Raw genomic sequence first — 22,376 nt, 5'->3', positions numbered from 1 at the left:
CCAAACCGGCAAACCCGAAGGTTTCCCCACCAGGGCCCGCCCATTGATGATAACAACAGACGTGCAGAGGTAGCCGCACACCCTTGCGGGCGTGCGGGGCGTTGCATTCCAGGTTTGCAGACCTGGTGCCGGTGTTTCCGGCAGAAGCTAGCCGTGTATTGCAAACGGCTAGCGGGCACCTTACTACAGTCACGCGCGCAAGGGGTTGCGTAGTGATCAATTTTGACGTTTGCCTTCGTGCTGTTCGGCAACGTTTGTTTGGGAACCGGACGTGCCGCAAGACGGTGGCGAAGAGTAATCCGGCCGCTCGGCAGGCCGGCAATATGGCACCCCCAGCAGCGCAACGGACAATGTGCGTAACGCGAAAATCATAAGCCTGAATTTTTCAATTTTTGACATCCGTCCGATTCCGCGCACGCACGGATTTCGGCTACGGTTAACACCTCTGCACGACGAAAGGCACGGAATGGCGGTTAACCCATTTACCTATACGTTTGGCATTCCCAAAAATCTCAGGCCTGTGGACCTGTTCGTGTACGTGGCGCTTGATGAAACGGCCCGGCAACCTGGCTTGACAGATTTGACCGCGGCAGCGGCAGTGTTGTTAGGGCAGGCTGATCTGCCGGTGCCGGGTAAATTCACGGGCGCAACTGCGGGCACGTCCGTGGCTTCCCTCACGGCTCGTCAATTACTGCCATTCAAAGTGGCATTCCGGCTGCCAATGATTACGTTGGTCGGACTGAAAGGCGTTCGGATAGCTTTCACTCGAAACCTCGGCGCGTTTGTCGGCAGAGCAGTGCCGGTGATTGGCGAGATATTGCTGACACTCGATGCGATACAAATCGCGCGGCACAGCGTGATGACCTACAACCGCCGCGTGCGGCCAGAAGACCGGTTGCTTTGATGGACGACGATACTTGGGAACGGCTTGAAGCGTTCACACGCGAAGAACTAGGACGGCCCATTTTCGGCGGCCCAATAAAATTGACGCCAGTCAGCAGGCTAGAAAAAGACCTTGGCGTAACTGGGCTGGATGGCATCGAATTTATCGATAAGTGGTCTGATCAATTCAACGTGCAGATAAACGATTTTCCCTACCGGCGCTATTTCTCCGCTGAAGGCCAGTTACTGTTTTCATCGTTGATCGGCCTGTTTTCAAAACGTCGCCGCAAGCCTGAACTTATGCCGCTGACACTGGGTATGTTGGCAGATGCCATGCGGCTCGGGAAATGGGACACAGAACAGCTAGAGTCTGCATCCGGGCGTTAGCTCAATAAGCCCCTTTGCCAGTCCAGCGCGTAGTGCTGCTGCATGTCGGAGGCGGTTACCACGGCCGCGCACGGTACGTGGTAGAAAACGTGATAACTCTTATTTTTTTAACTCGTGGTCACCCTTTACGGGCGGGCGTTTCAGATGAAAAAATGAATCTCACCGCTTCTTCCAGAACTGCAATGAGAACGGGCCTGTTGGCCCGTTTTTCATATGTGGCAAGCATCCTGGATCACCGCCACGCCAGATGCAATGTCATCGACGCCAATCGATCGTCGGCTTATCCTATCTATCAAACGCGCGTTTGCCGTGAACCGTGTCGCGACTCAGTAGAACCTCTCCCTTCAACTCCCCGCTCTCCGGTCGATATCCAGTCTATCTGCTCTATTCAGACGCATTTGAGGGAGACGCCCATGAAGATCCGTTCAATAGCCATCGTAGTAATCTGCACCGCCGCGTGCGCAAGTGCTTCCTCAGCGAGCGCCGGCACGCCCACGGTATCGTCAGACGACGACAGCGCCGCGGTCTTCGGTTCAGCGACGTTGACCGCGTTGCAGGACATCGGCGGTGGCGCAAAGGCTGCCGCGTCGTCTGCATCGATGGGCACAGACGCGCTGCGTGGCGCTAGCGGGAACATCGGCGTCAATCTGGCGGCCGGTGCGCTGAACGCGCAAACAAATCAGATCGCGCTCATCACGACGACGCAGGCGGAAGTCAGCATGCAACAGAATATCCACACGGTCACACGGATGACCGGCAGCGCCCTTGCCGAAGTCGGCGCAGGCGCAATGGCCGCAGTAAGCGGTAATGTCGGCGTGAATATCGCGGGCGGGGTGGGAAATGCACAGTTCAACGGGATGGTGGTGCACTGAAACTGTAGAGTGGCGTCGGCCAGTGAGCGACCCCTCGAGCTTCGGCAATCGCACAACGCATCTTGGATCAAGCATCGCGGCGCGATTTAAACCACCGCGGTCGCCTCAACCTCGATCTTGAACCCATAGTGCAAATGCGGCACAGGCACGACAGCCCGCGCCGGACGCGCGTCCCCTGCCCACTTCGCGTAGATCTGGTTAAAGCTCGCCCAGTTCTCGACATCGACGATATAGACGCGTACCTGCGCCAGTTGCGCGACGCTGCTGCCGACACCTTCGAGCGCGGCTCGCACATTGGCCAGCACCTGCTCGGCCTGGACCTCGAACGACGCGTCGGCCAGCTTTACGCCTTGCCCGTCGATCGGCAATTGCCCGGAGACAAAAACCAGGCCATTTGCGACTGCCACGTGACTGTAATGTCCGCCCGGCTTCGCCAGCGTGGCGGGATTATCCGTATGCGGCACACGCGCTTCGTTCTGGCTACCAGCCATCAATACCACTCCATAAGTGACGAGGTGTCTGGCAGTGTATCGCTTGCACGCATGGCGATGTAGCGCAGGTTTCGCACGCAACCCACGTGGCGCGTATGACACCTACGGCATCCACGGCACCCATGGCGCCCATGACACCCACAGCGCACTCGCGCAGCCCAAGCCACACCGAATCGCACGAAGACGCGGCCAGGCCACTTGAAGCGTGCGCATTCAATGCATCAATCAACCTCAACGGATGCATCAAACCATGCCCGCCCCGCCGCGTCAGCCCGCTTCGACATACGAAACCGCTCCACCGCCGAACGCACCCGTCACGCGCTAAGCAGATCCAGCTTTTCGCGCGCGTCGGCGCAACGGCGATTCAGATCGCGATGCATCAACTGGCTGTCGAGTAGCGACGACACATCCGACAAACCATGATCAAAGCGCAGCACATATTCGATGTCCGTGTAATCGTGATAGACGCCGCTGTCAGCCAGCTTTTGCGCTTCAGCGAAAGCGGCATGTTGCCGTTCGCCGTTCATCAAATCTCTGATCGCCATGATTGCCGCTCCGAGGAACAGTGACTCCATCATAGCAACGCAATTTGCCGCACACGGTCGCGCGGACGCAACACCTGGTGTTTTCCGTACACACGTCAATACGCACGCCCTGTCAACGTGTGATAGGCGCGTTGCGGTCCCGGTCGCATCGACGTCATGGTGCTGCGCTTAAGCCGCAGCGACTGGCACCTTGGTCCCGTGCCACCTCATCACCAGAATTCGCCCGACATAACACAGCACCCCCGCGACGCCCACGACCACGCCCATCCCCCTGGGCGAGCCGTCCTGCCACAGGCCGACCGCGAGGCTCGACAGCGCGCCGAGCGCAAGTTGCACAGCGCCGAATACCGCGGCGGCGGCCCCTGCATTCAGCGGGTATCGATGCATCAGATCGGTCGTGCAATTCGCAGACAACACGCCCACCACGCCGACCACGAAGAACAGTCCGAACACGATCGACCACAGGCCGCCCAGCCCTGTCAGTGAAACAAAACTCACGAACAGCGACGCAACGCAACTGACGGTTGCTGCAAACGAAATGATCCGCAGCGCGCCGAGCCGGCCGACCAGACGCGTGTTCATGAAATTGCCGAACATGATGCCGACGATATTCAGCGCAAACAGAAAACCGTAATGCTGCGCCGATACATGGAAATATTCGATGTACACAAAAGGCGTAGCCGTGATGTACGCGAACATCGACGCGAACGCCATGCCGCCGCACAACATGTGCCCCCACGCGACCGGATCGCGCAGCAACCTGCCGTATGCGCCGAACGATTTCAGCAATGCGGAGTGCGCGCGCTTCTCGGGCGGCCAGGTCTCAGGCACTTTCAGATACGCCGTTACCGCGCACACCGAACCGAACAGCGTCAGCACGACGAACACCACCCGCCAGCCGCCGATCAGCAGCAGTTGTCCGCCGATCAACGGCGCCAGCAACGGACCGATCGAAGTGACGATGGCAAGCATCGACAGCACGCGGGCGGCGTCGGACGGCCCGTGCGCATCGCGTGCAATCGCACGCGCGAGCACGGAAGCCGCGCCCGCGCCGAGTGCCTGCACGAAGCGGAACGTCACTAGCGAGCCAATCGAAAACGACAGCGCACACGCCACGCTAGCCAGCGCATACATGATGATGCCGCCAAGCAGCACCGGCCGTCGCCCGTAGGTGTCCGACAACGGTCCGTACAGCAGCATGCCGATCGAAAAGCCGAACATGAAACTGGTGAGCGTGGTTTGCGCCGCGCCCGTGGTGATCGCGAACGCCTGCGCGATGGTCGGCAGGCTCGGCAGATACATGTCGATCGAAATCGGCCCGCATGCGGCAAGCGCACCGAGCAACAGGATCAGCCGGCCATCAGGCCGGCTACTGGTGACGTAAGACATGGAAATCGGGAATCCGGATGAAGCGCCGCGCCGTTTATCGGCCGCGGAACGGTGAAACGGGAAAGCGACTTTGAAGCCCCTGATTGTACGCGACGGTTAATCCATTCGAGCGCGCCCTCGCACAACTGGATGCACAACGGGACGCGCATCTGGACGCGCTCCCGCACCCGAAAGCACGCGACGGCAACGGCGGCGGCAAGCGCGCTGTCGATCGGTTAAGCTGCCGCCTGAACCTTGCGGGCCGCGGACGAAGGTATTCGCGGCGCCCCGTCCACCCTTCTGTTTCGACCGTGCAATGACCGCCTTCCTGCTGATCTGGAGCCCCAAGAAGTGGCCTTGGCCCGAGTTGCCCGACGTCGCGAAACGCGTGGCCTCCGGCGTCGCCGTCACCGACGTCTGGGGCTGCGGATTCGCGCGCAGCATCCTGCCCGGCGACCGCGTGTTCCTGCATCGCGTAGCGCAGGAACCGAAAGGCATCTTCGGCTCCGGCTACGTGACGCGCGCGCCGTACGAGGTCGCCGACGCGGCGACCAAACGCGGCTATCGCCTGTGCATCGATTTCGTCTACGACTGGCTGGTCGACGCGCATCAGCAACCCGTGATCTCGCGTGAAGCATTGCGCGTGCATCCTTTCTCGGTGCAAACATGGGACGCGCAAAGTTCCGGCACCGTGATCAAACCCATCGCGGAAGGCGCGCTGGAAAAGCGCTGGCGCGAACTCACTGGCGCGCGTAAGCCGCCGCAACTGGACCCGCCCGCAGGCCCGACACGCTCCAGCAAAGTCACCGCGCACAAGGCCCACAGCAAAGCCACGAGCCAGGCCGCCGCGGCCGACCCCGCCAGGCCCAGCCGCAAAACCCGTTGACGCTGACTCCGGTACAATTTCTCCACCTATCCCAGCGCCGCCAATCGCCGACCCGGCAACCCGCGCCGCTGCGCAACCCTATTCCAGCCATCGCCATGTCCAACAACGAAATCCTCTTCGAACGCGCGCAACGCACCATTCCTGGTGGCGTGAACTCGCCGGTCCGCGCCTTCCGCTCGGTGGGCGGCACCCCGCGTTTCGTCGAACGCGCGCAAGGCCCGTACTTCTGGGACGCGGACGGTCAGCGCTATATCGACTACATCGGCTCGTGGGGCCCGATGATCCTCGGCCACGTCCATCCGGAAGTGCTCGAAGCGGTGCAACGCGTGCTGGGCAATGGTTTCTCGTTCGGCGCGCCGACCGAATCGGAAGTGGAAATCGCCGAGGAAATCTGCAAGCTGGTGCCGTCGATCGAACAGGTCCGCATGGTGTCGAGCGGCACCGAAGCGACCATGAGCGCGCTGCGTCTCGCGCGCGGCTTCACGAACCGCAGCCGCATCGTCAAATTCGAAGGCTGCTATCACGGTCATGCCGACAGCCTGCTGGTCAAGGCCGGCTCGGGCCTGCTCACCTTCGGCAATCCGACCTCGGCGGGCGTGCCGGTCGACATCGCGAAGCACACCACGGTCCTCGAATACAACAACGTCGCTGAACTCGAAGAAGCGTTCAAGGCGTTCGGCAACGAGATCGCGTCGGTGATCGTCGAGCCGGTGGCGGGCAACATGAATCTCGTGCGCGCAACGCCCGAGTTTCTGCAAGCATTGCGCCGCCTGTGCACCGAGTACGGCTCAGTGCTGATTTTCGACGAAGTGATGTGCGGTTTCCGCGTCGCGCTCGGTGGCGCGCAAGAGGTCTACGGCATCACGCCAGACCTGACGTGCCTGGGCAAAGTGATCGGCGGCGGCATGCCGGCCGCGGCATTTGGCGGACGCCGCGACATCATGGCCCACCTCGCGCCGCTCGGCGGCGTCTATCAGGCGGGCACGCTGTCGGGCAATCCGATCGCGGTGGCCGCAGGCCTGAAAACGCTGCAATTGATCCAGGCGCCGGGCTTCTACGACACGCTCGCCGCGCGCACCGCGCGTCTCGCGCAAGGTCTGTCGAAGGTGGCGCGCGAAGCGAACGTGCCGTTCTCGGCGGATTCGCTCGGCGGCATGTTCGGCATCTACTTCACCGAGTCGGTCCCGGCCAGTTTCGCCGATGTCACGAAGAGCGACGTGCCGCGCTTCAACGCGTTCTTCCACAAGATGCTCGACGCGGGCGTGTACTTCGCGCCGTCGGCGTATGAGGCGGGCTTCGTATCGAGCGCGCACGACGACGCGATCGTCGACGCCACCATCGACGCGGCGCGCAGCGCATTCGCGTCGCTCGCGGCTTGAAGGAAAGCGGCACCCGCCACCTATTGCAGCATACGAAGCCACCCAAAGCCCAGCCACCGCACCCGACCGGACACCGATGTTTTCGCAAACCGATTTCGTCCACATGGAACGCGCGCTCGCGTTGGCCAAGCGCGGCATGTACACCACCGACCCGAATCCGCGCGTAGGTTGCGTGCTCGTCAAGAATGGCGAGGTGATCGGCGAGGGTTTCACGCAACCCGCTGGTCAGGACCACGCAGAGATTCGTGCGTTGAAGGACGCGCGCTCGCGCGGCCATGATCTGCGCGGCGCCACGGCTTATGTGACGCTCGAACCGTGCAGCCACTTCGGCCGCACGCCGCCATGCGCGAACGCGTTGATCGACGCGCAGGTCGCGCGGGTGGTCGCGGCAATGGAAGACCCGAATCCGCAGGTGTCCGGGCGCGGTCTGAAGATGTTGCGCGACGCGGGTATCGAGGTGCGTTGCGGCCTGCTCGCGCAGGAAGCGCACGAACTGAATATTGGTTTCGTGTCGCGTATGACGCGTGGCCGTCCGTGGGTTCGCATGAAAGTGGCCGCCTCGCTCGATGGCCGCACCGGCCTGCCTTCGGGCGTCAGCCAGTGGATTACCGGCGAAGCGGCACGCGCCGATGGTCATGCGTGGCGCGCTCGCGCGTCGGCGATTCTGACCGGCATCGGCACCGTGCGCGAAGACAATCCGCGCATGACGGTGCGCGCGGTCGACACGCCGCGTCAACCCCAACGCGTGTTGATCGACAGTCAACTCGACGTGCCGCCGGACGCACAGATTCTGGCCGGCGCACCCACACTGATTTTCTGCGGCAATCTCGATGAACGTCACGCCGAGCGCGCCAGCGCACTGCGCGATCGTGGCGCCGAGATCGTGCAGATGGCGAACGCAGCCGGCAAGGTCGATCTGCCCGGCATGCTGAAGGCACTCGGCGAGCGCAATGTGAACGAATTGCACGTCGAGGCAGGCTATAAACTGAACGGCTCAATGTTGCGCGAAGGCTGCGTTGACGAACTGCTCGTGTACCTCGCGCCGAGCCTGCTCGGAATGGACTCGATGAGCATGTTCAGCGTTCACGCGCCCGACACGCTCGAAGGCCGCGTCAAACTGAATTTTCACGCAGTGGACCGGATCGGCGACGACCTGCGGATTCTCGCGCGTTTCGTGCCTCTGGCGGCGCCGCCAACCCCACCCGGGGAACCCGGCGACGATCCCGCGTCCTCACCCGTTTTGAATTGATCAAGGACTAGCACGATGTTTACAGGAATCGTCGCGGCAGTGGGCCGCATCGAATCAGTCAAGCCTCTGGGTACGGACGGCGACGCGGGCGTGCGCCTGAACGTCGAAGCCGGCGGCCTCGATCTCGGCGACGTGCAGCTTGGTGACAGCATCACGATCCAGGGCGCCTGCATGACGGTGGTCGCGAAGACCGCGCATTCGTTCGAAGTCGACGTGTCGCGGGAAAGTCTCAATTGCACCGCGGGACTCGGCGAACCCGGCGAGGTCAATCTGGAGAAAGCACTGCGTGCGCATGACCGGCTTGGCGGCCATATCGTGTCCGGTCACGTCGACGGACTGGGTACGGTCACGCACTTCGCACCGGTTGGCGAGTCGCACGAATTGCGCGTGCTCGCGCCGCGTGAGATTGGCCGCTATCTCGCGTACAAAGGCTCGATTACGGTTAACGGCGTGAGCCTGACTGTCAATTCGGTCAAGGATCGCGACGACGGTTGCGAGTTCTCGATCAACCTGATTCCGCACACGGTTGAAGTGACGGCGCTCAAGCATCTGCGTGAAGGTGCGAAGGTGAATCTGGAGATCGATCTGATTGCGCGCTACGTGGAGCGGATGCTCTCCACCTCTCAGGACGCCTCTCAGCCGTCAAAGTAAGCCGGAACCGCGATTTCTGATTCCCGCCAGATCTGGTGGGAATCAGGACGCGGAAGCCGCGTCGCTATGAGCAGACGGCACTGCAGGCCTGCTTATTCCCGAGCCTCAATTCTCCATCCTCTTCCTCAGTCCGGTCCTCCCCATCGCGTAGAAGCTACGTAAAATCCCTGGCTTCCTTGAGAGGTGTATCGATTTAGTATATCGATACACCCACTGTCCGGAAGATACGGACTTCAGGAGACACCATGGCTTCGATTTCCCGGCGAAAATTCCTACAAATCACATCCGCCGCCTCGGTCGCCGCAGCGACCGGTTCCTTGCCCACCCTTTCGCGCGCCGCCGCACCGGTCGCGCTGCGCTTTTCATCGTCGATGGTCGCGGACCAGAACGCGTCGCACTATGTCTGGTATCAGAACTTCGCCGCGAGTCTGAAGGCGAACGTCGGCGACGCCATCCGCGTCGACTTCTTCCCGAACAACCAGCTCGGCAATGAAAGCGACGTCGCGCAGCAAGTGAAGATCGGCTCGATCGACATGATGGTGACGGGCGCATCGATCTGGGCCACGCTCGCGCCGGAAATCGGCATGCTGGACATGGGCTATCTGTTCGACAGCTTCGCGCATGCGGAAAAAGTGCTGGACGGCCACGTGGGCGCCGCGTTGAGCAAATCCCTGCAGGACCGCTCGGGCTGCCAGATCCTCACGTGGACCTCGCAGTTCGGCGCGCGCAACGTGTTCACCAAGAAGCCCGTTCAGTCGCTCGCGCAATTCAAGGGCACCAAGCTGCGGGTATTGCCGACGCCCGCGTTCATCGAAACGTTTAAGGCAATGGGCGCGGTCCCCACGCCAATCCCATTCGGCGAGCTGTACATGGCCGCGCAAACCGGCGTGGTCGACGGGCTGGAGCACGACTCCGCCACGGTGCTGTCGGGCAAGTTCTACGAGGTCGTGAAGTCGTGCTGGAAAACCCAGCATAACTTCAGCCCGCTCGTGGTCGTGATCGGCAAGCGCTCGATGGACAAGATTCCGGCCGAGCTGCGCCCCGGCTTCATGAAGGCCATTCAGGACGCGAGCCTGAAGCAGCGCCCCATCGCCGACGACAAAGTCATTCAGGCGGAACAGGCGCTCAAGGCACGCGGCATGACGTTCTATCCAATGGCGTCAGCCGAGCGCGACGCGGTGCGCCATCAACTGCAGAGCACGATCTATCAGAACTTCGCCAAACAATATCCGGCGACCGCGCCGCTGTTTTCAGAAATCGCCGCGGCAAGGGGCTAATCGATGAACGCGCTGCCCACCACCCAGACGCCAGACGGGCACGCCAATGCGGCCACCGCGTTGGCTTTCGATCGCGGCACTCGTTGGGGATCGGGGCTCGAGCGCCTCGTGCGATGGACCGAATATCTGTCGGCGGCGGTGCTGGCCGCCGACGTGGCCGTGGTGTTCGTGTCGGTGATCTACCGCTACTTCCTTCACGACCCGGTCGATTGGGCCGAGGAAATCGCCTCCGCGCTCATGATCGTGCTGGTCTTCTTCGGCGCCGCGACGGTGCTCGCGCGCAGCCAGCACGTCGGCATCGAACTGTTTCGCGGTCTGTTGCCGAGACGCTGGCAACCTGCGTTGATTCACGCGGGCCACTGGATCATCGCGGGCGTGTCGGTCAGCCTGTTCTACTCGTCCTGCCTGCTGCTCGCCGATTCGTACGGGCAGACGACGGCAAGTGGTTTGCCCGGCTGGATCAACGTCTATCCGCTGGTGATCGGCAGCCTGTTCATGACGCTGTTCGCGGTGGCGAATGCCGTGAACGGCGCGACCCGCATCGTCCTGGCAAGCCTCGCCGGCTGCGTGGTCATCGCGGCCGCGCTGTTCGGATGGAATACGTTCGTCCCGGCTCATCCGATCGAACCCGGCCTGCTGCTCGCCGCGGGATTTTTCGGCGGCCTGTTCCTCGGCATCCCGATCTGTTTCGTGCTCGCCCTTTCCGCGCTGCTGTTCTTTCTCGCGGAACCGAGCCTGCCGATGCTCGTGTACTCGCAGCAGGTCATGTCCGGCGCCAATCACTTCGTTCTGCTCGCGGTGCCGTTCTTCGTGCTGGCCGGCCTGTTGATGGAATCGAACGGCATGTCGTCGCGCCTGATCGAACTGCTGCTGCGCGTTTTCGGACGCGTGCGCGGCGGCCTCGGCCTGATCGCCATCACGGCGACCGCGTTCTTTTCCGGCGTGTCCGGCTCGAAGCTGGCCGATATCGCGGCGGTCGGCGGCGTCGTGATGCCGGCGGTGCGCCAGAGCGGCGAAGATCCCGACGAGATCGCGGCGCTCCTCGCCAGCAGCGCGGTGATGGCGGAAACCATTCCGCCCTGCGTGAACATGATCATCATGGGATTCGTCGCCAACATTTCGATTGCCGGCCTGTTTCTCGCGGGGATCGTGCCGGCGGCGGTGCTCGCCGTGTCGCTCGGCATCGTGGCGGTGATCTTCGGCCGGCGCATCGATCCGGACAAGGCCTTCAGCGTGCGCCGGCCACTGGTGCCGCTGCTGTGCGGCGCATTCGTCGCGCTCGTCATGATCGTGATGATCGGCAAAGGCGTCACGTCCGGCGTTGCAACGTCGACCGAGGTGTCGGCCTTCGCGGTGGTCTATGCGCTGGTCGCGGGATGGCTGGCGTTCCGTGAGCTGACGCCCAAAGTGGTGGCGCGGCTCTTCGTTCGCTCGGCGTCGATGGCCGGCAGCATTCTGTTCATCGTCGCGGCGGCGTCGAGCGTGTCGTTCGCGCTCACCATCGAGCAGATTCCCGCGCTCGTATCCGGCGTGATGGTTTCGTTCGGCACGCACTATGGCGCGGCCGGTTTCATGCTGCTGTCCGTGCTCATCATGATCGTGTTCGGCGCGATCCTGGAAGGCGCGCCCGCGCTGATCATCTTCGGGCCGCTGCTGACGCCGATCGCCCAGCAACTCGGGATCAACCCGCTACACTTCGGAACAGTCGCCGTGGTGGCGATGGGCCTCGGCCTGTTCGCGCCGCCGGTCGGCCTGGGCCTGTTCGCCACGTGCGCGATCACGGGCACCAAGGTCGAAAACGTCGCGCGGCCCATGCTCAAATACCTCGCGGTACTCTTCGTCGTCCTCGTCCTGCTGGTACTTGTGCCCGGCTTTTCTCTCTGGCTACCATCCCGCTTCGGGATGTAAGTCAATTTACTGAGGATATTTGTGAGCACGATACAAGACGTCGCTCGACATGCCGCCGTTTCGGTGAGCACCGTGTCGAATGTACTGAACGGCCGCACGGAAAAGATGCGTCAGGAGACGCTCGCGCGCGTGGAGGAAGCGATCGTCGCGCTGAAATACCGGCCGAGCACGCTCGCGCGTCAGCTGAAAACCGGTCAGACGCCGCTCATCGGCCTGCTGGTGCCGTCCATCGCGAACCCGATGTACGGCTACATTGCGCGTGAGGTCGAAACCTTCGCGCAGGAAAAGTACGGACACCGGGTGCTGATCGGCAACACCTATCGGGACAAGGCAAAAGAAGCCTCGTTTTTCGAGGACCTGCTCGCTCATGGCGTGCGGCGCGTGATCGTGATTTCTTCGCTGGCCGACGAGAGCCACCTGACGCAAGCGGTGCAGCGCGGCATGGTGGTCGTCAGCTACGACCGGCGCGCGACACCGGGCGAGCAATCGGCGGTCAACCACATCGCGCCGGATAACTTCGAAGCCGCGCGGATCGCCACACGTCACCTGATCGCGCATGGCCATACGCATCTCGCGTTCGTGACGGTCGCCGGGATGACCGAGAGCCGCAGCGACAAAATCGACGGCTTCTACGCGGCGGCCAGCGAGGCCGGTTTGCGCGACCAAGCGCGGGTGATCGAAGGGGGTCCGTCGAACGAATACGGCGACTCGGTGATCGGCGAAGTGGGCCACGAGCTGGCGCGGCAAATCGTCGAAGATGCCTGCCGCCCCACCGGCATCGTCGCGGTCAACGACCTGATGGCGCTGGGTCTGATGTCCGGCTTGCGCGAGACCGGTCTGAGCGTGCCGTCGGACATCTCCGTGGTCGGCATCGACGGCCTCTTTCTGTCCGCGCTTTCGAACCCGAGGTTGACGACAGTGCGGCTGCCCGTCACCGAAATGGCGCGCGCGATGGTCGAGCGAGCCATGACGCGCGAGTGTCCGCCCGACGCGCACGCAGACAATCAGGTTTTCAACACGACGTTGCTCATCGAACGCGAATCCGTCGCGGCACCTCCCGCACAGACTCCGTCTACCCACGCAAGAAAGCGGAATACCAGGAAATGAATACGGTTTTTGTTAGTCATCCGAGCAACATGCTGGAGCGTTACTTCGGCGACAAGGCACTCGCTGCGTTGCGCGCGTTTGCCGATGTGAAGCTGAACGCCGAGCAGCGGGAACTCACCACCGGCGAACTGGCCGCCGCGGCGCACGGTTGCGACGCCATCATCGCCTATCGGCAAACGCCGGCACCGCGCGAGCTGTTCGCCGCGTTGCCGGAGTTGGCTGCGCTCGTGCGCTGCGCGGTCGATATCCGCACCATCGACGTCGAGGCCGCCAGCGAACACGGCGTGCTAGTCACGCAGGCGAGCGCGGGATTCGTGCCGTCGGTATCGGAATGGGTAATTGGCGTGATGCTCGTGATGGCGCGCGGCATCGACACCTATGCGGCAACCTATCGCCGTGGTGCGCGCGCGGAGCCGGTCATGGGACGCCAGTTGCGCGGCGCGACGCTGGGCGTGATCGGCTATGGACAGATCTCGCGCTATCTGTGCGACGTCGCGAGCGCATTGGGCATGCGCGTCGTGGTCAGCGATCCGTACACCGAGGTGGACCAGCCCGCGCTGGAGCAGGTCACGCTGCCGGCGCTGCTGGGCATGTCGGACTTCGTGGTTTGCCTCGCGCCCGCTACGGCCGAAACCGCGCATCTGATGAACGCCCAGGCGTTCGCGTCGATGAAAGCGGGCGCGTACTTCATCAATGCATCGCGCGGCGAACTGGTCGACGAAGCCGCGCTGCTGCAAGCGCTGGACTCCGGTCATCTGGCCGGTTGCGCGCTCGACGTTGGCAGCGAGCCGGACCAGATGCCTTCGCTGCTGCTCGCGCGGCACCCCCGCGTGATTGCGACGCCGCATATCGGCGGCCTTACACCGGAGGCGATCGAGCACCAGGCGCTACAGACGGTGTCGCAGGTCAGCGCGATCTTGCGCGGAGACATACCGGAAGGCGCGGTCAACGCGCGCCATGCGAACCGCCTGGACAGATTCGCCAAGGGCCATGGCGGTGGCACCACAAGTGCCCCGTCATTCGCGTCTGACAACCACTGAGACTGTAGGGAGTCGAATTTGGCTACGCTATACCCGGGCGCATGTGATTGCCACATCCACATCTATGAAGACGGCTATGCGCTGTCGCCCAACGCGACGTTCGTGCCGCCGCCCGCGCCCGTCAGTGAATATCGGCGGATGCAACAGGCGTTGGGCCTCACGCGTGTCGTCGTGGTGCAACCGACCGGCTACGGTTTCGACAACAGCTGCACGCTGGCAGCGTTGAAGCAGTTCGGCGCGACGGCGCGCGGCGTCGCCATGCTCCCACCGCAGCAGAGCGACGATGAAATCGCGCGTCTGCACGACGCGGGCATGCGCGGTCTGCGCTACATGATGCTCGGCGGCGGCCTCAGTGCATGGAGCAACCTGCACGACGATGCTGCCCGTATCGCGTCGCTGGGCTGGCACATTAATCTTCAACTCGATGGCCGCGATCTGCCGCTGCACGAGTCTGCGTTGCGGGACCTGCCCTGCAAGCTCGTTATCGATCACACCGGTAAGTTTATTGAGCCGGTGCAGCCGGATAGCGATGCGTTCCGCTCGTTGTGCCGGCTGCTCGATCGCGGGCAATGCTGGGTCAAGCTCTCCGCGCCCTACGAAACGTCGCGCGTCGGCGCGCCTGGCTACGACGACGTGGCGCTGCTCGCACGCTCGCTCGCCGCGCGCTACCCGGAGCGCTGCCTGTGGGCAAGCAACTGGCCGCATCCGAATGCGAAGCCGCGCCCGGTCGACGCGCAGCTGCTGGACTGGCTCATCCGTTGTGCGGGCGATGAAAGCACGGTGGAAAAGATTCTGGTGAGCAATCCGGAAGCCGTCTACGGTTTTCCTTCATTGTCGGGGCGGGGCTAACGTAGTGCTCGCGATAGGTAGAGCGCATGCACTCCATGTGTCGACATGGCGATAATCCACTGAAATAGCCGGATTTTTCCGCGTCATCCGCATACCGCTGCCCCTCACCTATTGCGACAGCCTGTCGGCCCAGCGGAGATCGCAGGCCTCAGGCCGCCATGCAAGCCCGTTCAACGTATGCGGTTATCGCGCGGATCCGCGTCGTGCTGAGCCGCCCCGGCCTACCTTTGATGCGGTACATAACCCGTCAAATGCCACGTCCCGTCCTGCCCCAACTGGAAGCTCAGTAACTCGATGACCGATTGACCATTGGTGAGGGTCGTTGCGTAGTTGACATTCGCGTAAAGTCCGTCGGGAATCCCGCTCTGACCAGCGTACTGGACTCGTGTGACCGAAGCCCAGCCACGCCGGACAATTGCGCCAAGCGCCTGACGGCTCTGGCGAGTCCCGCTGACGAACTGGTCCTGCGGGATTTTTGCCTTGACGAACGGCGCCGCATCGTGCCAAACGTCGACGTACCGATTCGAGTCGATCTGCTGCACGACACGGTCCGCATCGCCTAGCAGTTCGTCGGCTGAAGTACCCTGCGCGGCCACGGCGAGCGCACCCGATGTTGCCAGCACGCAGACGGCGGCCAGCTTGAGTATTGCAATGATGAGTTTCAAGTCAAACGTCCCGCGTATAAATAAATGCAATCAGTGTTAAGACATAGCCGTCCGAACCGTCGACGACCATCCGTACAGTTCAGGCGAAAGAGGCAAACCGTTTCATGCGTAGGATCCGCTCAGCGCGGCGCATAGAGCGCTGCAAGCGCATCGCTATAAATCCGCACGTTATTGCTGTTCTCCGGATCCAGTCCGTGCAAGAACTCATTCGCCGTGCGGCGATAGGCGTCAAGATGAGTGTCATGTTCGGCGAATGCGCGCTGCAACGCGCGGCCGCCTTCCTCGCAATCGAAGTCGTGATAGCGGTAGCCGCAGCCACCGATCAGATGCGAGTTGTGAACCAGCGGGTAAGCGCCGTGTAGCGCTTCGTAGTAGATATAGTTCTGCGCATTTTCCCAATGGTGGCTCACGACGACATCGACGTGCTCCGCCACCACACGGCAAAGCGGAAAGCGCCCTTCGAACGAACTCAGACCCTGTTTGACGATATCCAGGCTGCGTGCGAAGCCGTTGAAGCTCACGTGATCTTTCAGGTGAAAAGTGTTGTACGCCCACACACGCTCAAGCAAATCGGGATCGGCGCGATGCGCCGCTTCGCAGGTCAGAAGCGGAATGAAGCTCGTCTTCACCATGCAGATATTCGGCTCGAACATGCCGGCGCGCCAGCGCTTGCGCCCGGGCCGGTAGCCAAAGCTGAGCCCGTCGGGCAGACGCGCCGCTTCGCGCGCCAAGATCAATGGGCTCCAAAGATGCGGCATGATGCGCACAGGGCAGCGAAACGTGCTCAGGTAATACGGCGCACAGGTGTTCTCGTACTCGGGCAGCGTCCAGACTTCGTGGTACGGCGCGCCACTAATCAACAGGCCATGCGACTGACCGAAAATCATGCGCTCAATGTCGATCACATAATCGTTGCCGACCCGCATCGACACGATTTTGCCGCCCCGGTCGCGAAACGCAACCACCCAATCCCGCGACAGTTGCGCGCTCATCTCGATCATCACGTCGAGCGTCGTGGCTGCTTCCTGCATATCGATCAGCGGCACTGGCGAGTCAGCGAGAAAATTCCGGGCATCCTCTGGCCGGCCGTCTGCGCCGCCCGCCACCAGATAAGTCGCCTCCACAAGCGGCGAGCGCATCAGCAGCATCACCAGAAAAATGCAGTTCTGGTAGATGCCGTTTTCCCACACCGATTGCTCGCCCTTGCGCACGAAGATAGAGACACCCACGCGCAACTTCCCGACTAGGGGAGTTCGGGTTCTTTCAGTGTTCATCGGCAGCTCGCAGTATCAGAAAACCTGGTGCCGCGGCAAATATGCAGGAGTCGGGCTGCGTATGCGTCGAGATTGCGTTGACTGAACGGATCGACCGCGTCGAACACGCGTTGCGAGCGAGCGCGATAATCGGCGAGATCCGTTGCGTGCTGCTGCGCTGCGCGTTGCAATTGCGACGCACCCTCGCGCGCATCGAAGCCGTGATAGTAGTACCCCGCCTCTTTGAGCCACGGCGAGTTGTGAATAAGCGGATAGTCGCCGTAGAGCGCATCGAGGTAACTGTAGTTCTGTTCGTTTTGCCATTGATGCGAGACGATCGCATCGGCATGCTGCACCATGAATCCGACAACATCGTGGCGACCATGGAAGGTGGCCCTGTGCTCGCGCACCAGGTCCAGCGAATTGGCCAGATGAAGCATGGTGGGATGATCTTTCAGGTGCAGCGTATTGAGCACATGCATCGTCGCGACAGCGGTGCGATCGTTACGGTACGCTTCGTCGCACACCAGCATTGGAATGCTCGACGTCTTCACGACAGAAATGTTCGGCTCGAATATGGCCACGCGCAAGCCGCCTTGTGCGACCGTGTCTGTACTGTCTTCCTTGGTCCTGGACATTGCGTACCCGTAATGCAAGCCGAGCGCTTCGACTTCCCGCATACGTCGCTGTACGAACTGAGGATGCCAGATGAATGGCATCTCATACGTATCGCAGCGATGCAACAGACGCATCATCGGCGCAAGCGAGACATCTTTCGGCAGGTACCAGACCTCGTCGCAGCGGTCCGGTCGCGACGCGTAAGCAGGTTTCCCGAAGATCGCGGGTTCGGCGAGCGCGACGTAGGGCTGTCCACAACAGTAAAACACCACCTTCTTGCCACGCGCACGCATTAAATCCAGCCATTGGGGGTCGAGCGCGCCACCCATCTCGATGATGACGTCGACCTCGTCCGCTGCCTCATGAGCACTCATGAGACGGATATTGCGCGACGCCAGGTCGACCTGCGGCGGCATCGCGCCCTGATCCCCCACGTCGATCAACAACACCGATTTCACGATTGGCAAGCGCTGGAATAGCTCCGCTAAAAATATGACATTCTGGCCGAGTCCGTTCTGCCAGATGTTCTGCCCGTGATGACTAAGAACCGAAATTCCGATTCGCATTATTCAAACGTCCTGGTTGCCTGAAGAGCTTCGCGCTCCGACTTCTTGATCGTCATAGCTATTACACGTGCGCACATTTCCGCGGCCCGGCACGCGCCCGTGTTGTCAATCAAGCCATCGCCGGGGCGCGGCCAGCGACGGTGTCAAGATCCCGGGCGACCTGTTCGAGGACCGGAGCCCACTGACCATGCGTCTGTTGCCGATACAGCCGAATGGATGGATACCAGGGACTATCGCTACGCCCGGTCATCCAGACCCAATGCGGGTTCACGTCCAGCAATACCCATGTCTGCACGCCGAGCGAACCGGCCAGATGCGCCGCCGACGTACAAACAGTAATCACCAGATCCATGCTCTGCAGCAACGCGGCCGTGTCGTCGAACGTCGTCAATTCATCGCAATGATCGATCACACGTAAGCCCGTGTCGCGCATGACTTGCACGTCATCTCTTCCATCGAGCTGCACGCTGACAAAATCGATGGATTGGAAACGATTGAACGTCCTCGCATACGCGACGGGGTCAACTGCACGTAGCGGATTGCGCTGGTGCGTCCGACTGCCGCTCCACACCAGCCCGACCCTCAACCTGCCCGAGCGGGCAGGCCAACGAGCACGCCACGCGTCGACTTTCGGAGCGTCGGCTTTCAGATAGGCGGTGGCTGCCGGAAGCTGGTCGAGTGTCACGTTCAACATCAACGGCAGGCTCGCCATTGGCAGCTGAAAATCATGAGGGGGAAATGGAGACTGGTCGTGAGGCACGATCCTATCCACGACTTCACCAAAGCTTCGGATCACCAGCGTTGCCAGACCCGAGTAACAGCCGAAGACAAGCTTGCCGCTTTCGCGTCGGACACGTTCGGCGATTAACGGCAGAAACCTCGCAAACTGGATGACATCGCCATAGCCCTGCTCACTCCAGACAAAAAGCGTCTTGCCTGCCAGGGAATGGCCTTGCCAGCGCGGCGCATGCATATACGGCGATGAGTTGCGTAACTCGGGAGAACCGTCCCACCGACGTTCATGGCTCGACCAACCTGCGGCGTAGTCACCGTGAAGCAATTGCAGCATTGCGAGCGACCACAGCATGGAAGCATTGCCAGGTTCGAGGGTCAACCCGCGCTGGATGAGAGCAAGGGCGCCGTCCCATTCCTGGAGTTCCTTATGAACGTTCGAGCATATTTGCAGCGCCATCAGATAGTTTGGCGCGAGCGCGCAAGCGCGCTCCGCGGCCACTTGCGCGGCAGCAGGATCGCGGTCGTGCAGCAGGACGACCGCGAGATTAGTCCATGCAAACGGGTTGGCCGGTTCTTCGTGAAGCGTCCGCTGCAGCAATGATTTCGCTTTAGCATGTGCCCCTGTTTCGATATACGACGCGGCCATATTGTTACGCAGCATGGGCACTGCGGCATCAAGCTGTAGCGCGCGCTGATAAGCAGACAGCGCCATGTCGTGCTGCTTCTGCAACTGGTACGCCAGCCCCAGAACGAACCACCCGTTCGCGCTCGCCGGTGTGCATTCGCAAAAAGCCGACGCGACAGACTGCGCGACTTCAACCCGGTTAAGACGGCACAACAGGTCGGCCCAGTCCAGCACCCACCCCTCACCCCGAGCCTCGTCGCAATAAGCGCGTTCATACCAGGCATGCGCGACTTCAGGTTCGCCGAAATCCAGCGCAATACGCGCGAGTTCAATTTGCACCGCGCGCTCGGCAGGAGAATCCAGCAGTCCTTGCTCAAGCGAAACACGGGCTTCGGCGTGACGACCCCGCAAACGCTGGAGCCGCGCTCTAGCGATCAGCACACCAGAATGGCTGGACTGCCCGAACTCGCCCGCATTCAACAGACGCCACGCTCCGATCAGATCTCCCTGCGCGGTCAATTCATCGATCCGTTCAACGCTCACTGTTGTCGAATCGCTCATAGGGCGAGTTCTCTGCTTGACCCGCCTAGTTGCGCGACGGTCCGCCAACGTCGACATTGACGAGCGGCCTTTATCCGGCGGCCCGTTTGAGTCGTGCCGAAATTAGATAAGTTATCTCTCATACCTATTCCCTAAGCCGACATTCCGCACGGCATTTCCGATTCCGTTCCTCAACAAAATATTCACCACCGCGACGGGTTGACCCGCCGTGGGGGCGGGCCGGCTGGATGCCGGCACGCCCCAGGGAGCAGTCGAAATATTTAATTGCAGGCACCGTTGAGCATGCCGAACCGATGTTCAGCAAGAGCGTCGACGCAAAACGATCGGCGTGATCCACGACACGGAAGCTCTGAATCACACCAATACCGTGCCGCTACTACCACTGGTAACCCACTCCCGCGCCGTACACAGAGCCCGCGTCGGTCATGCTGACACCACCCTTCACCTTCAGGTTGTCGGTGACCCGCGCGGTAAACCCGATCGCAACCGCTGCGTAACCTTTATAGTTCCCCGTGCCAATCCCGACCGAGAGGGTCTTGCCTGGATCAACCTCAGGAATCATGGTCAACGCTGTAGCCGCGGCGATACCGGAGTAGGCGCCACGCGCTACTGAATTCACAGAGTCCTGCACGCTGTTCAACTGCGCCATATTGACCGCATCGGTCGGATATACGCCCGGCGCCACGTTGGTGATGGTCCGCTCGTTGCCCGGCGAGCCCACCGATACCGAGTTCGCCTCGCTCGCCACCGAGCCCGCGCCGATCGCGACCGAATTCGGCGCCGACGCTACCGCGTTGGCGCCTACTGCCGACGAAGCGGAGCCGGTTGCCTGGGCACCCGAACCCACCGCGACGCTGTTGCTCGAACTCGCCGTCGAATTGCCACCAATCGCAACCGACTCCGTACCCGTGGCGCTCGCCGCGCTGCCTGTCGAATTCACGGCTACGTACTGCGAATTCGACGACGACCCGACCGTCGGCGTGGTCTGCAAGGCCGGCGTGATCTGTTCGCCCAGCGTGCTGATTTGCGTTTCGAGCGCAAACAACTGGCTGCCGTTGACCGCGTCGGAGCTGGTCGCGGTAATGGCGCCTGCGGCGATATTGGTGAGCGCGACCGCGGAGGCTGCACCGATGCCGCCGAGCGTCACACTCGTATGCGCGGCGTTGTCGTACAGCACGGCATCGCTTGCCACTGAAGCTACTGCCTGCAACTGGCTTACGTTTACCGCGTCGGTCGGCGCGGTGCCGTCGGCAACCCCGGTGAGCTGACGTGCGCCCGCGGTACCCGTGAAGTCGACGCTGGTGCCGCCGGTGCCGGCCCCGACCGTGATCACACCGTTGCCCGGCGCGCCGCCCACCTGCTGCACCAGACCTACGGTGCCGTTCGAGATGCCGGTCGACAGCGCCGTGACGCTGCTGGTGGCGGTCGTGAGGCCTGTCGACAATGAGGCGACGTTACTGTTGGTCGTATTCAGCCCGGTCGACAATGACGCAACATTGCTGTTGGTTGTCGTCAGACTGCTGGACAGGGAGGCAACGTTACTGTTGGTCGTGTTCAGGCCTGTGGACAGCGAGTTAACGGTGCTGGTGGTCGTGGCCAGGCCTGTCGAGAGTGAACCTACTCCGGTTGACAGCGAAGCTACTGTGCTGTTGGTCGTAGCCAGGCCTGTTGAGATCGAACCTACTCCGGTCGACAGCGATGTCACTGTGCTATTGGTCGTGGCCAAGTTCGTCGACAGCAAGTCCACCGTGCTGTTGGTCGTATCCAGACCTGTCGAGAGTGAACCCACTCCCGTCGATAGCGAATCCACCGTGCTGTTGGTCGTAGCCAAGCCCGTCGAGAGTGAGCCTACTCCGGTTGACAGCGTAGCTACTGTGCTGTTAGTCGTGGCCAGGCCTGTCGAAAGCGAACCTACTCCCGACGACAGCGATGTCACTGTGCTGTTGGTCGTGGCCAGGTTCGTCGACAGCAAGTCCACCGTGCTGTTGGTCGTAGCCAGACCTGTCGAAAGCGAACCCACTCCCGTCGACAGCGATGTCACTGTGCTGTCGGTTGTAGCCAGACCTGTTGAGATCGAACCTACTCCGGTCGACAGCGATGTCACTGTGCTATTGGTCGTGGCCAGGTTCGTCGACAGCAAGTCCACCGTGCTGTTGGTCGTAGCCAGACCTGTCGAAAGTGAACCTATTCCCGTCGACAACGATGTCACTGTGCTGTTAGTCGTGGCCAGGTTCGTCGACAGCGAGTCCACCGTGCTGTTGGTCGTAGCCAGACCTGTCGAAAGTGAACCTATTCCCGCCGACAACGATGTCACTGTGCTATTGGTCGTGGCCAGGTTCGTCGACAGCGAATCCACCGTGCTGTTGGTCGTAGCCAGACCTGTCGAAAGCGAACCCACTCCCGTCGACAACGATGTCACTGTGCTGTTAGTCGTGGCCAGGTTCGTCGACAGCGAGTCCACC

The 22,376-nt window shown here is 61.8% G+C and carries 21 protein-coding genes; 13 read left to right on the top strand and 8 right to left on the bottom strand.

Annotated features, from left to right (window positions below):
* Nucleotides 1-466: 466 nt before the first annotated feature.
* From LMG28727_RS33065 to LMG28727_RS33055, 3 genes are all read left to right on the top strand, one after another.
* Nucleotides 467-904, top strand: coding sequence for an STM2901 family protein (locus LMG28727_RS33065; protein ID WP_201646531.1), 438 nt, complete (start codon nt 467-469; stop codon nt 902-904).
* The gene (locus LMG28727_RS33060; RefSeq protein WP_201646513.1) at nt 904-1,269 is read left to right on the top strand and encodes a DUF1493 family protein; all 366 of its coding nucleotides are present in this window, start codon (nt 904-906) and stop codon (nt 1,267-1,269) included. The genes LMG28727_RS33065 and LMG28727_RS33060 overlap by 1 nt, the downstream gene beginning before the upstream one ends.
* Nucleotides 1,270-1,682: 413 nt before the next feature.
* The gene (locus tag LMG28727_RS33055) at nt 1,683-2,141 is read left to right on the top strand and encodes a hypothetical protein (RefSeq protein ID WP_201646512.1); all 459 of its coding nucleotides are present in this window, start codon (nt 1,683-1,685) and stop codon (nt 2,139-2,141) included.
* An 86-nt stretch (nt 2,142-2,227) separates the two neighbouring features.
* On the opposite strand, the gene LMG28727_RS33050 is transcribed toward LMG28727_RS33055, so the two are convergent.
* The 3 genes from LMG28727_RS33050 to LMG28727_RS33040 form a co-directional block, all read right to left on the bottom strand.
* Nucleotides 2,228-2,632 carry a RidA family protein gene (locus LMG28727_RS33050; protein ID WP_201646511.1) on the bottom strand — a complete coding sequence of 135 codons (405 nt, stop codon included), beginning with the start codon at nt 2,630-2,632 and terminating at the stop codon, nt 2,228-2,230.
* A 314-nt stretch (nt 2,633-2,946) separates the two neighbouring features.
* Nucleotides 2,947-3,177, bottom strand: coding sequence for a hypothetical protein (locus tag LMG28727_RS33045; protein WP_201646510.1), 231 nt, complete (start codon nt 3,175-3,177; stop codon nt 2,947-2,949).
* Between the two features lie 168 nt (nt 3,178-3,345).
* Entirely contained in the window at nt 3,346-4,566 is a 1,221-nt protein-coding gene (locus LMG28727_RS33040; protein ID WP_201646509.1) for a Bcr/CflA family multidrug efflux MFS transporter, read from the bottom strand.
* Between the two features lie 295 nt (nt 4,567-4,861).
* Between LMG28727_RS33040 and LMG28727_RS33035 the strand changes: the two genes are divergently transcribed.
* From LMG28727_RS33035 to LMG28727_RS32995, 9 genes are all read left to right on the top strand, one after another.
* A complete protein-coding gene (locus LMG28727_RS33035; protein WP_201646508.1) occupies nt 4,862-5,431 on the top strand; it encodes a hypothetical protein in 570 nt (189 codons plus the stop codon).
* 95 nt (nt 5,432-5,526) lie between these two features.
* The gene (hemL, locus tag LMG28727_RS33030; RefSeq protein ID WP_201646507.1) at nt 5,527-6,810 is read left to right on the top strand and encodes a glutamate-1-semialdehyde 2,1-aminomutase; all 1,284 of its coding nucleotides are present in this window, start codon (nt 5,527-5,529) and stop codon (nt 6,808-6,810) included.
* Nucleotides 6,811-6,886: 76 nt separating this feature from the next.
* Nucleotides 6,887-8,059, top strand: coding sequence for a bifunctional diaminohydroxyphosphoribosylaminopyrimidine deaminase/5-amino-6-(5-phosphoribosylamino)uracil reductase RibD (ribD, locus tag LMG28727_RS33025; RefSeq protein WP_201646506.1), 1,173 nt, complete (start codon nt 6,887-6,889; stop codon nt 8,057-8,059).
* A 15-nt stretch (nt 8,060-8,074) separates the two neighbouring features.
* Complete coding sequence (locus LMG28727_RS33020) at nt 8,075-8,710, top strand: riboflavin synthase (RefSeq protein ID WP_201646505.1); 636 nt, start codon at nt 8,075-8,077, stop codon at nt 8,708-8,710.
* A 245-nt stretch (nt 8,711-8,955) separates the two neighbouring features.
* Entirely contained in the window at nt 8,956-9,987 is a 1,032-nt protein-coding gene (locus LMG28727_RS33015; protein ID WP_201646504.1) for a TRAP transporter substrate-binding protein, read from the top strand.
* Between the two features lie 3 nt (nt 9,988-9,990).
* On the top strand, nt 9,991-11,895 hold the full coding sequence (locus LMG28727_RS33010; protein WP_201646503.1) for a TRAP transporter large permease subunit: 1,905 nt from the start codon (nt 9,991-9,993) through the stop codon (nt 11,893-11,895).
* A 21-nt stretch (nt 11,896-11,916) separates the two neighbouring features.
* The gene (locus LMG28727_RS33005) at nt 11,917-13,002 is read left to right on the top strand and encodes a LacI family DNA-binding transcriptional regulator (protein ID WP_201646502.1); all 1,086 of its coding nucleotides are present in this window, start codon (nt 11,917-11,919) and stop codon (nt 13,000-13,002) included.
* Nucleotides 12,999-14,042 carry a hydroxyacid dehydrogenase gene (locus LMG28727_RS33000; RefSeq protein ID WP_201646501.1) on the top strand — a complete coding sequence of 348 codons (1,044 nt, stop codon included), beginning with the start codon at nt 12,999-13,001 and terminating at the stop codon, nt 14,040-14,042. The genes LMG28727_RS33005 and LMG28727_RS33000 overlap by 4 nt, the downstream gene beginning before the upstream one ends.
* A gap of 18 nt (nt 14,043-14,060) precedes the next feature.
* The gene (locus LMG28727_RS32995) at nt 14,061-14,891 is read left to right on the top strand and encodes an amidohydrolase family protein (protein ID WP_201646500.1); all 831 of its coding nucleotides are present in this window, start codon (nt 14,061-14,063) and stop codon (nt 14,889-14,891) included.
* Nucleotides 14,892-15,112: 221 nt separating this feature from the next.
* Here the strand turns inward: LMG28727_RS32995 and LMG28727_RS32990 are convergent, their stop codons facing one another.
* From LMG28727_RS32990 to LMG28727_RS32970, 5 genes are all read right to left on the bottom strand, one after another.
* Complete coding sequence (locus LMG28727_RS32990) at nt 15,113-15,556, bottom strand: DUF4019 domain-containing protein (protein WP_201646499.1); 444 nt, start codon at nt 15,554-15,556, stop codon at nt 15,113-15,115.
* A gap of 119 nt (nt 15,557-15,675) precedes the next feature.
* Nucleotides 15,676-16,830 carry a DUF2827 domain-containing protein gene (locus LMG28727_RS32985; RefSeq protein WP_201646498.1) on the bottom strand — a complete coding sequence of 385 codons (1,155 nt, stop codon included), beginning with the start codon at nt 16,828-16,830 and terminating at the stop codon, nt 15,676-15,678.
* Nucleotides 16,827-17,993, bottom strand: coding sequence for a DUF2827 domain-containing protein (locus LMG28727_RS32980; protein ID WP_201646497.1), 1,167 nt, complete (start codon nt 17,991-17,993; stop codon nt 16,827-16,829). Before LMG28727_RS32980 ends, LMG28727_RS32985 begins: the two co-directional genes overlap by 4 nt.
* A 109-nt stretch (nt 17,994-18,102) precedes the next feature.
* A complete protein-coding gene (locus LMG28727_RS32975; RefSeq protein WP_201646496.1) occupies nt 18,103-19,914 on the bottom strand; it encodes a tetratricopeptide repeat protein in 1,812 nt (603 codons plus the stop codon).
* A 376-nt stretch (nt 19,915-20,290) separates the two neighbouring features.
* Nucleotides 20,291-21,358 carry a YadA family autotransporter adhesin gene (locus tag LMG28727_RS32970; protein ID WP_201646495.1) on the bottom strand — a complete coding sequence of 356 codons (1,068 nt, stop codon included), beginning with the start codon at nt 21,356-21,358 and terminating at the stop codon, nt 20,291-20,293.
* Between LMG28727_RS32970 and LMG28727_RS32965 the strand changes: the two genes are divergently transcribed.
* Nucleotides 21,303-22,376: hypothetical protein (locus LMG28727_RS32965; RefSeq protein ID WP_201646494.1), on the top strand; the 1,074-nt coding region annotated here is incomplete at its 3' end. The genes LMG28727_RS32970 and LMG28727_RS32965 overlap by 56 nt on opposite strands.

Origin of the sequence: Paraburkholderia metrosideri, from assembly GCF_904848625.1 — a bacterium.
In the GTDB taxonomy this organism is placed as follows: Bacteria; Pseudomonadota; Gammaproteobacteria; order Burkholderiales; family Burkholderiaceae; genus Paraburkholderia; species Paraburkholderia metrosideri.
This window is presented reverse-complemented; position numbering and strand designations above follow the sequence as displayed.

What these genes read in the sequence shown, in the direction of transcription:
- LMG28727_RS33065 (WP_201646531.1), top strand. Translation starts at nt 467, where the DNA reads ATGGCGGTTAACCCATTTACCTATACGTTTGGCATTCCCAAAAATCTC.
- LMG28727_RS33060 (WP_201646513.1), top strand. Translation starts at nt 904, where the DNA reads ATGGACGACGATACTTGGGAACGGCTTGAAGCGTTCACACGCGAAGAA.
- LMG28727_RS33055 (WP_201646512.1), top strand. Translation starts at nt 1,683, where the DNA reads ATGAAGATCCGTTCAATAGCCATCGTAGTAATCTGCACCGCCGCGTGC.
- LMG28727_RS33050 (WP_201646511.1), bottom strand. Translation starts at nt 2,632, where the DNA reads ATGGCTGGTAGCCAGAACGAAGCGCGTGTGCCGCATACGGATAATCCC.
- LMG28727_RS33045 (WP_201646510.1), bottom strand. Translation starts at nt 3,177, where the DNA reads ATGGCGATCAGAGATTTGATGAACGGCGAACGGCAACATGCCGCTTTC.
- LMG28727_RS33040 (WP_201646509.1), bottom strand. Translation starts at nt 4,566, where the DNA reads ATGTCTTACGTCACCAGTAGCCGGCCTGATGGCCGGCTGATCCTGTTG.
- LMG28727_RS33035 (WP_201646508.1), top strand. Translation starts at nt 4,862, where the DNA reads ATGACCGCCTTCCTGCTGATCTGGAGCCCCAAGAAGTGGCCTTGGCCC.
- hemL (WP_201646507.1), top strand. Translation starts at nt 5,527, where the DNA reads ATGTCCAACAACGAAATCCTCTTCGAACGCGCGCAACGCACCATTCCT.
- ribD (WP_201646506.1), top strand. Translation starts at nt 6,887, where the DNA reads ATGTTTTCGCAAACCGATTTCGTCCACATGGAACGCGCGCTCGCGTTG.
- LMG28727_RS33020 (WP_201646505.1), top strand. Translation starts at nt 8,075, where the DNA reads ATGTTTACAGGAATCGTCGCGGCAGTGGGCCGCATCGAATCAGTCAAG.
- LMG28727_RS33015 (WP_201646504.1), top strand. Translation starts at nt 8,956, where the DNA reads ATGGCTTCGATTTCCCGGCGAAAATTCCTACAAATCACATCCGCCGCC.
- LMG28727_RS33010 (WP_201646503.1), top strand. Translation starts at nt 9,991, where the DNA reads ATGAACGCGCTGCCCACCACCCAGACGCCAGACGGGCACGCCAATGCG.
- LMG28727_RS33000 (WP_201646501.1), top strand. Translation starts at nt 12,999, where the DNA reads ATGAATACGGTTTTTGTTAGTCATCCGAGCAACATGCTGGAGCGTTAC.
- LMG28727_RS32985 (WP_201646498.1), bottom strand. Translation starts at nt 16,830, where the DNA reads ATGAACACTGAAAGAACCCGAACTCCCCTAGTCGGGAAGTTGCGCGTG.
- LMG28727_RS32980 (WP_201646497.1), bottom strand. Translation starts at nt 17,993, where the DNA reads ATGCGAATCGGAATTTCGGTTCTTAGTCATCACGGGCAGAACATCTGG.
- LMG28727_RS32975 (WP_201646496.1), bottom strand. Translation starts at nt 19,914, where the DNA reads ATGAGCGATTCGACAACAGTGAGCGTTGAACGGATCGATGAATTGACC.